Source organism: Qipengyuania sp. CAU 1752 (assembly GCF_054482615.1).
The window spans coordinates 1,167,797-1,180,841 of the sequence record NZ_JBTLRE010000001.1; the positions used below are offsets into that span (position 1 = coordinate 1,167,797).

Below are 13,045 nucleotides of genomic sequence, written 5' to 3' on the forward strand. Positions count from 1 at the left end.
GGTGGGGGACGCGATTTGACAAATGCGACAGTTCCGGGGCGGCTTGTCCTGAGTGAAAGCCGCCCACTGCGGTTGTTTACGCTGTTCATTCTCTATGTCGGGCAAGGGCTGCCGATCGGGCTGTTCTGGTTCGCAGTCCCGGCATGGATGGCAGTAAACGGTGCGCCCGCCGTCGAGGTTGGCAGCGTCGCCGCGCTGACGGCGCTGCCGTGGTCGCTCAAGCTGGTCAACGGCTTCATCATGGACCGCTACACCTTCCTGCCGATGGGCCGCCGGCGGGCCTGGATACTTGGGGCGCAGATGGTCATGATCGGCTCGCTGTTTGTGGCTGCCTTGATCGACCCGTCCCCGCGCGATGTTCTCTTCCTGGGTGTAATCGGTTTCATCGTGAACATGGCGACGACTTTCCAGGATGTCGCGGTCGACGGGCTGGCGGTCGACATCATGTCCGAAGACGAGCGTGCGCGTGGCAGCGGCATGATGTTTGGCGGGCAATCGGTCGGAATTGCCAGCGCAACCGCGATATGCGGTTTCGTAATCGAGGATTTCGGCGCGCCCGCTGCGTTCCTGATAGTCTCAGCGCTCATCGGGCTGCTGTGCGTCTATATCGCGTCTTTCAACGAGCGCGCTGGTGAGCGCAAGATGCCATGGAGTGCGGGGAAACCGCATGAGCGAAATTTGCAGATCCAGCTCGACGCATGGTGGCCGCTGCTCAAGACGACCTTCCTGTCCTTTACCAAAGCGGCGAGCCTCCTTTGGCTGCCGGTGCTGTTCGGGCGCGGGATATTGTATGGCGGCATGACGGGGGCGACACCGCTGATCGGCGCCAATTCGGTTGGCTGGGATGTTTCCGAGATCTCTTCACTGACAGCGACGGCGGGGCTGGTGGCTGGCATACTTTGCATGACGCTGGGCGGCTGGCTTGGGGACAGGTTCGGAGCCAAACGCATCGGCATCATGTGGCTCGTGTTCCAACTCGTCATGGTGATGATAATGTATCTGGGACAGGACCTTTGGGCTTCGCCCTCGCTCTTCATCGGATTCGTATTCGCATGGATTTCGCTCGACATGTTGCTGACGGTGGCGCTGCTGCCTGTCGCGATGCGACTGTGCGATGCCAAGGTCGCGGCAACCCAGTTCACCATCTACATGGCGGTGAGCAATTTCGGCATCTCCTTCGGCGCATTCATGCTGGGACAGACCGATGCTTTGGGCGGGCTGGCGTCGATCTTCCTTGTCGTTGGCGCTGGCATGGCAGTTGCACTGCTGCTGGTGTTGACCGTCAAGTTTCCCCGGCGGCCCGAGTATTACGCCCGGCAAACGCAGGCGGCGATGGTTTTCGAAGGCGCTGCGGTGGCTGAACCCAGTCGCAGCGCCGTCTGAAATCTATGGCAGGCAATAAGGATTGCTCGATCACGCGGCCAGTTTCTGGACCTGCTCGTGGGCGGCCAAGATCTTCTCTTCGCCGCCTTCGCCCATGATGCCATCGGCCGCGACGATCTCGATATCGGTAATGCCGAGGAAGCCAAGGAAGAAGGTCAGCCACGGGGTCATGAAGTCCATCGCGCTGCCCACCGGTGTCCCGCCCGATGCGACGGCGAGATAGGCTTTCTTGCCTTTCAGCAACCCCTCGGGACCATTGGCAGTGTAGTGGAACGTGGTCCCCGCGCGGGCGACCAGGTCGGCCCATGCCTTGACCGTGGCAGGGACCGAGAAATTATAAATCGGTACCCCAAGCACGATGGTATCGGCAGCGTGTAGTTCCTCAATCAGTTCATCGGCGATCGCGGCCAGGTCCGCCTGCACCGCGTCGCGGTCGCTGTGCGGCGCCAGATTGGCCGCAAAGCGCGCTTCGTCGACAAACGGCAAATCGTTCTTCGCGAGGTCGCGGGTGATGAGCCGCGTGTCCGGCCCCGCCAGCCGTTCGACAAGCGTATTTGAAAGACTGCGGGTGACCGACTGGTCCGCGGGCCGGATGCTAGCGGTAAGGTGAAGAATGGTGGACATGGGGGTCTCCTTGTTGAGTGGTTCAGGCGGCGTCGACGAGGACCAGTTCGCTGTCCTCGATGGCAGTGATGGTGATGGTGCCGGAATGGGTGATGGCGACCCCGTCACGGGCATTGGCCTGCACGCTTTTTTCGCCATCCTCGACTTTGACCGCGCCGGTGGCGGGGACCAAGTAGATGTGACGCGAAGGGGCCGCGGGGGTGTAGGCGACGCTTTCGCCTGCCTTCACCGTCGCGCCGAGCACGCGGGCATCGGCACGAATGGGGAGGGTATCATCGTCATTGGCACTGCCGCTGGCGAGCGGGACGAAGCTGCCCGACCGGTCATCCTTGGGAAACTTGCGCGCGCCCCATCCGGGTTCGCCGCCGCGCTCGTCGGGAATGATCCAGATCTGGAACAGCGTTGTCGACTCGTCTTCACGGTTGAATTCGGAATGGCGCACGCCGTTGCCGGCGCTCATCACCTGCACGTCGCCGGCTTCGGTGCGGCCTTCATTGCCCATGCTGTCGCGATGGGTGATGGCGCCCGAGCGGACATAGGTGATGATCTCCATGTCGCTGTGCGGATGGGTGGGAAAGCCAGTGCCTGCCGCGATGGTATCGTCGTTCCAGACGCGCAAAGCGCCCCAGTTGACCCGCGCCCCGTCATGATAGCTCGCGAAGGAAAAATGATGATGCGCATCGAGCCAGCCGTGATTGGCGGAGCCGAGGCTTGAGAAGGGTCGAAGTTCGATCATCGAAGGTCTCCTGAAGGCAGGGTGGGTGTCTATGCGAAGGAATTAGCCCTTGTCGGCTGGTCGGATCAGTAGGATAAAACGCGCCAAGATGTTCAGGAAATCAGAACGATGAAAGTGGGTGAACCGACCCTCGACCAGCTGCGGATTTTCCTCGCTGTCGAGGAGGAAGGTAGTTTTGGTGGCGCGGCACGGCGCATGGGCCGCGCCGTGTCTGCCATCAGCTACGGCATAGCGCAGATGGAGGCCCAACTCGGCGTTTCGCTGTTCGAGCGCGAAGGCTCGCGCAGGCCGGTCCTCACCGATGCCGGGCACGGGCTGCTACCCGAAGCGCGCGCGATTACCGATCGCGCCGACGCGCTGCTGGCCAAGACCCGCAGCCTGCATGCCGGGCTGGAAAGCGAGGTTTCGCTGGTGGTCGACGTGATGGTGACCGCCGAAGCCACCGCCAACGTGCTGCGCGAATTTCGCGAGATGTTCCCGACCGTCTCGCTGCGGCTGCAGGTCGAGGGGCTTGGGGCGGTCGCTGCTTGCCTGCTCGAAGGGCGGGCGCAGCTGGCCATTGGCGGCCCCGTGATGGGCGACCACGTAGACCTGGAACGCCAGGTGGTGGGCGAGGTCGAACTGATCCCCGTCGCGGCACCTGACCATCCGCTGGCGCAGGCGAAGATCACTCCAGGCGCAAGCCGCGAGCACCTCCAACTCGTCCTCACGGACCGCTCGACCCTGACCGAGGGGCGCGAATTCTCGGTACTTAGCCCGCTCAACTGGCGGCTCGGCGACCTTGGGGCCAAGCACGCTCTGCTCAAGCAAGGGATCGGCTGGGGCAATATGCCGCGCCCTATGGTGGCCGACGATCTCGCCAGCGGCGCGCTGGTCAGGCTTGACCTGCCGGAAAGCCCCGGTGCGATTTACGTGCTCAGCGCAATCTGGCGGCGCGACGCGCGGCCCGGTCCGGCAACCAGCTGGCTGATCGACACTTTCCATGAGCGGCTGGCGCAGTGCCAGGGCTAGTCTTCGCCTTCGGGCGGAAACTCCGCGCCGACATGGGTCGAGCCGCGTTTCCTCGCCAGTTCCTCTTGCCGCTGCCGCTCGCGATACCGGGCGCGCTGCGCTTCGTCGCGCTCGTTGATGCAGGCCGGGCAACTCACACCCTCGACATAATCGGGTGAGGTCTGGTCCTTAACGCTAACCGGGCGACGACAGGCGCGGCACAGCGCGTGAGTACCTAGCTCCAGCCCGTGCTTGACCGTCACCCGCTCGTCAAAGACGAAACATTCGCCGTCCCACAGCGTTTCGCTTGCGGGCACGTCTTCGAGATATTTGAGAATCCCGCCTTTGAGGTGGAAGACATCCTCGATACCCTCCTGGCGCAGGAAACTGGTCGATTTCTCGCAGCGAATTCCGCCGGTGCAGAACATCGCCACCTTCTTCTTGCCGTCTAGCAATTCTTCGCGGTGTGCGCGGAACCACTCCGGAAATTCGCGGAAGCTTCGGGTCTTCGGATCGATCGCGCCGCGGAAGGTGCCGGCGGCGACTTCGTAATCGTTGCGGGTGTCGATCACCAGCGTGTCGGGATCGCTGATAAGGGCATTCCAGTCATGCGGATCGACATAATGGCCGACTGAGAGCCTGGGATCAATCTCGGGCTCGCCCATGGTCACGATCTCGCGCTTCAAACGCACCTTCATCCGGTGGAACGGCGGCGCGTCGGCACCTGAAAACTTGACCGCAAGGTTGGCGCATCCCGGCAGCTTGCGAATGGTGCCAAGCACCGAGCCGACGCCGTTGTGGCTGCCCGCAATCGTCCCGTTGATCCCCTCGCGCGCCAGCAGCAGCGTGCCCTTGATCCCCGCTTCTTCACAGGCCGCCAGCAATGGCCCGCGCAGCGCGGAAGGGTCTTCGAATCGCGAGAACTGATAGAGCGCCGCGACTGTTATGGGCGCGTCGACAGCCATGATCAGTCCAGTCTCATCACCCAGCCATGGGTGTCGGCGACCTTGCCGGTCTGGATGCCGACCAACCTCTCGCGCAGCTTGCTGGTGATCTGGCCGATGCCGCCCGAGCCAACCGTGAACTCGCCGTCCGGACTGGCCACGGTGCCGACCGGGGTGACCACCGCTGCCGTGCCGCAGGCCATGGTTTCAACCAATTTGCCATTGGTCGCATCTTCGCGCCATTGGTCGAGGCTGTAGAGTTCCTCGCGCACGGTCAGGCCTTCTTCGCGCAACAAGGCGATCAGGCTGTCGCGGGTAATGCCGGGCAGGATCGTTCCGGTCAGCGGCGGGGTGATGACCGTGCCGTCGTCATAGACGAAGAACAGGTTCATGCCGCCCAGTTCCTCGACCCACTTGCGTTCGACCGCATCGAGAAAAACGACCTGGTCGCAGCCATGGGCGATCCCTTGCGCCTGCGGCACGAGGCTGGCGGCGTAATTCCCGCCGGTCTTCGCCGCGCCGGTTCCACCAGGCGCCGCGCGGACATAGTCCTGGCTGACCCAGATCTTCACCGCCTCGTGGCCCGACTTGAAATATCCGCCCACGGGCGAGGCGATCAGCATGTACTTGTACTGCTTGGCCGGGCGCACGCCGAGGAAGGCTTCGCTGGCAAACATGAAGGGCCGAAGGTACAGAGCACCGCCCGGGATCGAAGGCACCCAGGCGCGATCGGCCGCGACCAGCTGGCGGATCGATTCGAGGAACAATTCCTCGGGAAGCGATGGCATGGCCATCCGCTCGGCGCTCTTGTTGAAGCGGCGGGCGTTCTGCTCGGGCCGGAACAGCGCCAGATCTTCTCCGCCTTCGCCGTAGCGATAGGCTTTCATTCCCTCGAAGATTTCCTGCGCGTAATGCAGCACGCTGGCAGCCGGATCGAGAGTGATCGGACCACGCGGGCCAAGAGTGGCAGAAAACCAGCCGCCTTTCGCCTCGTCATATTCGATCGTCACCATGTGATCGGTGAACAGCGTGCCGAATCCGGGATTGGCCAGTGCGGCATCGCGTTCGTCAGAGGGGACGGGGGCGGGGTGGGTGATATGCTCGAAATCCATGCCCGCGCGGGTAAAGCGAGTGAGCGCTGAGGGCAAGATGGAGTCTGTGTTCACCTGGTGTCGCCAGATATGAGAAAGGCGACCCTGCCCGTCGGAGGATCGCCTTTCGCATGGTCAGCGGTCGGAAGCGCCGCTCACGTAGCCTTACTCAGCAGGAAAATTACCGAATATGCTCCGTAGGGATCTTCACCGACCTCGCTACTGAACCATGAGACATCGGATCACCTCCTTTCAAGCTATGAAGCTAGACCCAGGCCGTTTCACCGGGGGCCAAGTACCGCGTGCGCCGCCGAACTCGAGTGACAATCTGAGTCAGAGAGTCAGACAAAACAAGCCTTGTAAAAAAGTTTTCCCACGTCAGAATACCTGCTTCCCAAATACGCCCCCAAGGAGTTGCAAAGCGGCACTGGCTGACGTGACCGCTTGCTTTGGGGCATTCTCTTTACCGGCAATCCTCGATGACGCGGGTCACTTCGGCCCAGGCTGGAAGGTAAAGCGTGGGAAGGCCGCTGGTCTCGACTGCAAACCGGCCGCGGCTCAGCGCCATCGCATCAAGCAAACGGTCGCCCGGCTGCAATGTCGCCGCCAGCATCGGCGTATACGCCTGAATTGGTTGTGCAGTCAGCATCCGGTCTTGTGTTTCGGTACGGATACGCAAAGGCACAGCGCCATTGGCCTCGCCCTGCCGCGCCAGCATGACCTGCCGTCCGCCATCGCAGGTGAGGGTAAACGGTGACGAACCATCGGCGGCGCGAAACATTGCTGTGCTGCGCTGTCCGACCTGCGTGTAGGTCCAATTTCCCGGCGTTTGTGGCGCGTCGAGGAAGTTCTCGTAATCTGGCGACTGGACAGTCGGCGCGGGGCCCGGAGCCGGCCGCTCTATCGGCGGCGGGGTCGGGGCGGGACGGTCGATAGGGGCGGGCGAGCAACAGGCGAGCGTCAGGAAAGACGCCAGCGCTGCATATCGCATGAGCGGGTGGGGTAGGCTTTGCATGCCCCTTCAATGCGCGCTAACCGCTGAAAGGTCCAAGAATTTTGCATCTCTCCAGCCGGATACCAGTCAACCAGCAGAAAATGGCTTCCAAGCAACGTCTCGACCAAATGCTCGTCGCTCGCGGCCTCGCCGAGAGCCGCACGCGTGCGCAGGCGTTGGTGATGGCAGGGCTGGTCTATTCGGGAGAGACAAAGCTCGCCAAGCCGGGCCAGCAAATGCGCGAGGATGCGGCGCTGGAAGTGCGCGGGCGCGACCATCCCTGGGTCAGCCGCGGCGGGCTCAAGCTGGCCCATGCGCTGGACCATTTTGGGCTGAATCCGGCCGGGGTCACGGCGATGGATGTCGGCAGTTCTACCGGCGGTTTCACCGATGTCCTGCTGGCCAATGGCGCGGCCCATGTCATCGCGGTCGACAGCGGGACCAACCAGCTCTCGTGGAAACTGCGGCAGGATGATCGCGTCACCGTGCTTGAACAGACCAGCGCGCGGATACTCACCCGCGAAATGCTGCCGCACCGCTACGACTGGGTGGTGTGCGATGCGTCCTTCATCGGGCTCGCCAAGGTCCTCGAAGTGCCGCTGGCGCTGGCCGAGCCGGACTGCCAACTGGTCGCATTGATCAAGCCGCAGTTCGAAGTAGGGCGGGAAGAAGTCGGCAAAGGCGGAGTGGTGCGCGACCCGGAACTGCACGCTCGCGTCTGTGACGAAGTGCGTGGCTGGCTCGAAAGCGACGGATGGTCGGTACAGGGCATCGTCGAGAGTCCCATCACTGGGCCGGAAGGCAACGTCGAATTTCTCATTTCGGCACATCGCGGGGCATGACCGGTAGTCTCGGCAGGGGGGCCGCTTGCTATGCTGACCAACGCTCGGCAAACAACGCCTTGCGACGACCGCACGGATTCGTTGATAGAGAGGCAGAATGAGCACGCTTGCATCGAAAGCGCAGTTACGCGCGAGTTTCCTGCGCTGGGCCTTGTTCGCCGTCCCCGCAGTGCTGCTCGTCTCCTTCCTGGTGCAGCAATTCACTCCGGGCGGGCCGAGCAACGCCTGGTATGCCGGGCTAACCATGCCGGCCATCAATCCACCGTCCTATGTATTCGGCATCGTTTGGCCAATTCTCTATGTGCTGATGGGTTTGGCGCTGGCGCTGGTGCTGGCCGCCTGGGGGGCGAAAGGCCGGACGGCAGCAATCATCGCCTTCGTGGTCCAGTTACTGCTCAACCTTGTCTGGAGCCCGGTGTTTTTCGCGCTTCAGCACATTGACTGGGCGCTGGGCGTGATCATCGCGCTCGATATCGCCGCGCTGCTCACCGTCGCGCTGTTCTGGCGGGTGCGCAGGCTCGCCGCTTTGTTGATGCTCCCGTATCTGGCCTGGATTGGCTTTGCGACCGCGCTAAATGCGCAGTTCCTACAGCTCAACCCGGATGCCAGTGGCCTTTCCGAGGGCAATGGTGCGGTTCAGGAGTTCCAGTTTTAATGGGCTTGCCATCGCGCGAGCGCGAGACCACATAGCGCTGATGCAGTCCCAGAACCCCATGATCGCCGATTTCGTCAAGCTCGTGAACGGAGCCGCCGGTACCTTTGCCGGGATGACCCGCGAGGCGCGTGAAAGTGCGCGCGAACGTGTGCGCGAGGCGATGGGCGGGATCGATTTCGTCGCGCGCGAAGAATTCGATACCGTCAAGGCCATGGCTGCCAAAGCCCGCGAAGAGAACGAGGCGCTGAAGAAGCGCGTCGAGGCGCTCGAAGCCAAGCACGCCGACCGCTAGGCGAAGCTGTTCGGGGCCCGGTGGCCCGAGCTGACATCGTTCTAATTGTGGAACGGCTCGGCCCGATGCCCGTTCGGGGCGTGAAAGGTTTGCCGCCATGTTCACGCAACTCGATCCCGCAATTCCTCTCCATGTCCTCGGGAAGGGCGACGGCCAGGCGCTCGCCGTCATAGATTACGGCCCCGAACATAACCTCCTGTGGGTCACCGCGATCAATGGCACCGGTGAAATCTGGTGCGCGCCCAATCCAGAGGTGCGGATGCAAGCCAACTGGTCGATGGGCCGCCCGAAATCCTTTGCGGTCGACGCATCAAAGAAGACCTTGCGCGAGGATGCCGGGCGCAATCCTGCCAAGGCCTGACGCATGGCTTTGCATTGCTGGGCAGGCTAGGTTCGGCGCATGAATTTGCGCGCACCCGCCATCATTCTCGCCACCCGTCCTCACGGAGAAACGGCCGTCATCGCGCGCCTCTTGACCGAAGAAGCCGGTCTGGTTGCGGGCTATGTCGCAGGGGGACGTGGGCGGCAATTGCGCCCGGTGGTCATCCCCGGCAACATCGTCGCGCTCGATCTGCGGGCAAAATCCGACAGCCAATTGCCTTTTGCTCGGCTCGAACTGGTCGAGAGCCGTGGACCGTGGCTGGGCGAACCCCTGCCGGCGCTGGCAATCCAGTGGGTCACCGCACTCACGGCCGCTTCTTTGCCAGAGCGGAATGCGTACCCTAGTCTTTACAGTGCCTTGACAGCAGTTCTTGAGGCAATTTGCCAAGCGCCTTCGGCGCGAGGTTGGGCGCAGGGCCTTCTGTCCTACGAGGCCCTGCTGCTGCGCGAACTTGGCTATGGCGGCATCAAGCCTTCGGCGACCGAGTTACCCGAGGTTTTGGCGGAGATGGAAAAACTGGCTAATCCCCTGCAGCGCTATTTGCTAGCCGACCGGCGCGGTGACACAATGGCGGCGCGCGTCCAATTGCTCGACCGCCTGCGCAAGATGGTCTGAAGGAGCGGCGGCAAGTTGATGAAAATCGCAGTTTTTCCAGGTGACGGGATCGGTCCGGAAGTAATTGGCGAGGCCATTCGCGTAATCGAGGCGCTGGACTTGCCAAGGCTGACCCTGTTTGAAGGCGATGTCGGCGCGACGGCTTATCGCCGCCATGGCGTCCCGCTGCCGGACGAAACGCTGACCATGGCGCGTGAGGCCGATGCGGTATTGTTCGGCGCGGTCGGCGATCCGTCATGCGACACACTGGAGCGCCACCTGCGTCCCGAACAGGCGGTGCTGGGTCTGCGAAAGGAACTCGGACTTTTTGCCAACCTCCGACCAGCAAGGATGCTGCCAGGCCTCGAAGCGCATTCGGCTTTGCGACCGAATATCGCCAGAGAGATAGACCTGCTGATCGTGCGCGAGCTCAATGGCGACGTCTATTTCGGCGACAAGGGTCGCCGCCAGACCACCGATGGCCGGCGCGAGGGGTGGGACGCCATGTCCTATGCCGAAGACGAGGTTCGCCGCATCGCCCATGTCGCCTTCCGCGCGGCAAGCGGTCGCGGCAAGCGGTTGACCAGCGTCGACAAGGCCAATGTCCTCGAGACCAGCCAACTTTGGCGCGACGTCATGATAGAGACGGCCGCAGACTATCCAGAGGTCACGCTTGATCACCTCTATGTCGACAATGCCGCCATGCAGATGGTGCGCGAGCCGGGCCAGTTCGACGTAATCGTGACGGGCAATCTGTTTGGCGATATCCTGTCCGATCAGGCCAGCATGTGTGTAGGTTCAATCGGTTTGCTGCCATCTGCATCGCTGGGTGACAGGCAGACCGACCACGGCACCTTCGGTCTCTACGAACCGATCCACGGCAGCGCGCCTGATATCGCCGGGCACGGCAAGGCCAATCCCCTTGCTGCCATCGCCTCGGTGGCGATGATGTTGCGCCACAGTTTCGGTGATGCTGCCAATGCCGACCGTATCGATCAGGCCGTCGCGGCGAGCGTTCAAGATGGCATAGTTGGTGCTGACCTGGGGGGCAGCGCAAGGACCGATGAAATCGGTGACGCGGTCATCGAACGGCTTTAGGAGGGGAGGGCAACATGCTCGACCTCGCCGTCATTCTCCCCACGCTCAATGAACGCGACAATATACCATCGCTGATTGAGCGGCTCGATGCTGCACTGGACGGGCTCGCCTGGGAAGCGATCCTGGTCGATGACAACAGTTTGGACGGCACCGCCGAAGCGGCGCGCGAACTGGCTCGTCACGACGGCCGCGTGCGCGTCATCGAAAGGATCGGGCGGCGCGGACTCGCCAGTGCGGTGATCGAGGGAGCTTGCGCCACCGCTGCGCCTTTCGTGGCGGTAATGGATGCCGATCACCAACACGACCCGGCACTCTTGCCGCAGATGCTCGACCTCGTGCGCAGCGGCACGGCCGAGGTCGCGGTTGCCAGCCGCTATGTTGCTGGTGGCAGCGCGGAAGGGCTGGCCAATGCACGGCGCCAGTGGGGCGCAGGCATAGCAAAACGGCTCGCCCAGCGCGTTACCGGGGTTGAACTGAGTGATCCTTTAAGCGGCTATTTCCTGCTTGAAACCCGGCGCATTCGCGAACTTGCCCCCAGCCTTGCCGGTATCGGCTTTAAGATTCTGCTCGATATCTTGTCAGCTTCGCCGGAACGCTTGCAGGTGGTCGAAGTCCCCTTGGAATTCGCGAATCGTCGCGGCGGCGAAAGCAAGCTCGACCGGGCCATCATTTTCGAGTTTCTCGTAGGCCTGTACGAGCGGCACCTGGGCCGGATCGTACCGACTCGCTTTGCTCTGTTCTCGACTGTCGGCGCAATCGGCGTGCTGGTCCACATGGCGGTGCTGGCGGTGCTCTATCCCGGCATGACCGCCACCTTCTGGAAGGCCCAGGCGGTCGCTACCTTTGCTGCCATGACTTTCAACTTCTGGCTCAATAACTGGCTGACCTATGCCGACCAACGCCTGCGCGGACCGGTGGCACTGGCGCGAGGCTGGGCCGGGTTCTGCCTGACTTGCACGGTCGGGGCGCTCGCCAATGTTGCTTTGGCGAGCTGGTTGCATGCAGGCGGGCTGGTGTGGCCGCTTGCGGCGCTGGCAGGTATCATTGTTGGTGCGGTCTGGAATTACGCTGTCTCCAGCCGGTTCGTCTGGGGCCGTTTCTAAAGCCAGCCGTCGATCCAGGCCCACGTTATGAAACTGCCCGAAGCCTCGAGTTCCACCGCCGTCAGCACCGGGAAAAAGAATGCGAAAAACGCGCCGCTGGCAACCAGCACGCCATAGCTAAGCCAGCCAAGCCCGCGCTGCTTCATCGCGTCCAGCGCCAGTGCCAGAGCGGCTAGCAGGAAGCAGCTTGGCAGGTAGTAGTGGTAATAGAATTGCACAGGCTTTGCGGCGATAATCCAGAAGCCGAGGCTGACCAGGTAGAGTACCGCAACCGCCGCCGCATCGGGCCGTCGATGGGTCCAGGCCATCCAGCCGCACCAGGCGAGGGTTGGCAAGCCGACTAACATGGTGAATGGATTGCCGATCAGCAAAACTCCCCGCCATGCTCCGTCGACATCTTCATAGAGGTACCAAATTCCGCGCAGATTTAGGATCCACTGCTGCCAGGAGCTCTGGTACGTATGCGGATCCTTCACGCTCTGGTGCAGGTCCAGCATCATAGTCTGGATCGCGAGCAGTCCCCTGTCCTGATAGGGGTGATGCTCCATCAGCCATGCTGGCAGGAAGCTCGCGAAATATACCATCAGGGGCAGTGCGCCGAGCCACAGCGCAGCTTCGACCAAAGAGACACCGGGAACAGGCGCGCCACGCTTGCTTAGAAAGAGGCGGCGGCGGCCAGCTTGGATCCGGGCCGCGAAGAAGGTGAGGCCGGGCAGAGCGGCCAGGGGCAAAACGTTCCATTTGGTCGCCATTGCTGCGCCCAGTGCCAATCCGGCGAAGGCGAGCCGGCGGCGCCCTTCTTCAGGGGCACGAATGGCGCGCGCGATCTGCCACATCGCCAGCGCGAAGAAGCCGACCATGATCCCATCTAGCATGGCGATCCTGGCGTGGACGATTGTGAAAAAGCCGGTTGCCAACAGGATGGCGAAGGCAATTGCTGCGAACGGAAGACGGCTCGCTTCCCATAAGGCCCTTGAAAAGGCGAATACGGCCAGCGCGCCGAACAGCGCTGGGAAAATGCGCCAACCCCAGGGATTATCACCCAGCAGCGCGATACCGGCAGCAATGATGATCTTACCCAGCGGCGGGTGTTCGAGATTGATCCAATCCCGCCCGGCCAGCATGTCGCGGGCGGCGGGTAGGTAGTGCACCTCATCAAAATAAGCGATCGACGGGGTGGCCAGGTGCCAAAGGCTTAGAGCCAGAAATATCCAGCTTATCGCCAGCGTCGCCGGCAGTGGATCGGTTGATCGTTCGTGCGACGCATGCATCGTCTGCCAGCGTTATAGCGCTGTCCAAAGCCCTGCAAGGCTGTGT

General features: G+C 62.5%; 15 protein-coding genes. 9 read left to right on the forward strand and 6 right to left on the reverse strand.

The window, feature by feature from the left end; all coding sequences use genetic code 11:
- The first annotated feature begins 15 nt into the window (after positions 1-15).
- Positions 16-1,383, forward strand: coding sequence for an MFS transporter (locus ACXYL9_RS05705; protein ID WP_459038619.1), 1,368 nt, complete (start codon positions 16-18; stop codon positions 1,381-1,383).
- A gap of 30 nt (positions 1,384-1,413) precedes the next feature.
- On the opposite strand, the gene ACXYL9_RS05710 is transcribed toward ACXYL9_RS05705, so the two are convergent.
- Together ACXYL9_RS05710 and ACXYL9_RS05715 are read right to left on the reverse strand one after the other, a co-directional pair.
- Entirely contained in the window at positions 1,414-2,007 is a 594-nt protein-coding gene (locus ACXYL9_RS05710; RefSeq protein WP_459038620.1) for an FMN-dependent NADH-azoreductase, read from the reverse strand.
- A gap of 22 nt (positions 2,008-2,029) precedes the next feature.
- The gene (locus ACXYL9_RS05715) at positions 2,030-2,743 is read right to left on the reverse strand and encodes a pirin family protein (RefSeq protein WP_459038621.1); all 714 of its coding nucleotides are present in this window, start codon (positions 2,741-2,743) and stop codon (positions 2,030-2,032) included.
- A gap of 108 nt (positions 2,744-2,851) precedes the next feature.
- On the opposite strand from ACXYL9_RS05715, the gene ACXYL9_RS05720 reads away from it, so the two are divergent.
- Complete coding sequence (locus tag ACXYL9_RS05720; RefSeq protein WP_459038622.1) at positions 2,852-3,754, forward strand: LysR family transcriptional regulator; 903 nt, start codon at positions 2,852-2,854, stop codon at positions 3,752-3,754.
- Here ACXYL9_RS05720 and trhO read toward each other — a convergent pair.
- The 3 genes from trhO to ACXYL9_RS05735 all read right to left on the reverse strand — a co-directional run bounded on the left by trhO (position 3,751) and on the right by ACXYL9_RS05735 (position 6,783).
- Positions 3,751-4,698, reverse strand: a complete 948-nt coding sequence (gene trhO, locus ACXYL9_RS05725) for an oxygen-dependent tRNA uridine(34) hydroxylase TrhO (protein WP_459038623.1) — start codon at positions 4,696-4,698, stop codon at positions 3,751-3,753. The two genes, ACXYL9_RS05720 and trhO, sit on opposite strands and share 4 nt — an antisense overlap.
- Before the next feature lie 2 nt (positions 4,699-4,700).
- A complete protein-coding gene (locus ACXYL9_RS05730) occupies positions 4,701-5,789 on the reverse strand; it encodes a branched-chain amino acid aminotransferase (RefSeq protein ID WP_459038624.1) in 1,089 nt (362 codons plus the stop codon).
- Positions 5,790-6,231: 442 nt separating this feature from the next.
- Positions 6,232-6,783: a hypothetical protein gene (locus tag ACXYL9_RS05735; RefSeq protein ID WP_459038625.1), complete on the reverse strand. Its 552-nt coding sequence runs from the start codon at positions 6,781-6,783 to the stop codon at positions 6,232-6,234.
- Between the two features lie 80 nt (positions 6,784-6,863).
- Here ACXYL9_RS05735 and ACXYL9_RS05740 point away from each other — a divergent pair, with 80 nt between their 5' ends.
- From ACXYL9_RS05740 to ACXYL9_RS05770, 7 genes are all read left to right on the forward strand, one after another.
- Positions 6,864-7,604 (forward strand): TlyA family RNA methyltransferase, encoded by a 741-nt coding sequence (locus ACXYL9_RS05740; protein WP_459038626.1) that lies wholly within the window; start codon positions 6,864-6,866, stop codon positions 7,602-7,604.
- 97 nt (positions 7,605-7,701) lie between these two features.
- A complete protein-coding gene (locus ACXYL9_RS05745; protein ID WP_459038627.1) occupies positions 7,702-8,259 on the forward strand; it encodes a TspO/MBR family protein in 558 nt (185 codons plus the stop codon).
- Positions 8,260-8,299: 40 nt separating this feature from the next.
- The gene (locus ACXYL9_RS05750; protein WP_459038628.1) at positions 8,300-8,551 is read left to right on the forward strand and encodes an accessory factor UbiK family protein; all 252 of its coding nucleotides are present in this window, start codon (positions 8,300-8,302) and stop codon (positions 8,549-8,551) included.
- 97 nt (positions 8,552-8,648) lie between these two features.
- Entirely contained in the window at positions 8,649-8,912 is a 264-nt protein-coding gene (locus tag ACXYL9_RS05755) for a hypothetical protein (RefSeq protein ID WP_459038629.1), read from the forward strand.
- Positions 8,913-8,951: 39 nt separating this feature from the next.
- Positions 8,952-9,548, forward strand: a complete 597-nt coding sequence (gene recO, locus ACXYL9_RS05760; RefSeq protein WP_459038630.1) for a DNA repair protein RecO — start codon at positions 8,952-8,954, stop codon at positions 9,546-9,548.
- An 18-nt stretch (positions 9,549-9,566) separates the two neighbouring features.
- Positions 9,567-10,625 (forward strand): 3-isopropylmalate dehydrogenase, encoded by a 1,059-nt coding sequence (leuB, locus tag ACXYL9_RS05765; protein WP_459038631.1) that lies wholly within the window; start codon positions 9,567-9,569, stop codon positions 10,623-10,625.
- Between the two features lie 14 nt (positions 10,626-10,639).
- Positions 10,640-11,728, forward strand: a complete 1,089-nt coding sequence (locus ACXYL9_RS05770) for a glycosyltransferase (protein WP_459038632.1) — start codon at positions 10,640-10,642, stop codon at positions 11,726-11,728.
- Here ACXYL9_RS05770 and ACXYL9_RS05775 read toward each other — a convergent pair.
- Complete coding sequence (locus ACXYL9_RS05775; protein ID WP_459038633.1) at positions 11,725-12,999, reverse strand: phospholipid carrier-dependent glycosyltransferase; 1,275 nt, start codon at positions 12,997-12,999, stop codon at positions 11,725-11,727. The two genes, ACXYL9_RS05770 and ACXYL9_RS05775, sit on opposite strands and share 4 nt — an antisense overlap.
- Between the last annotated feature and the right edge of the window lie 46 nt (positions 13,000-13,045).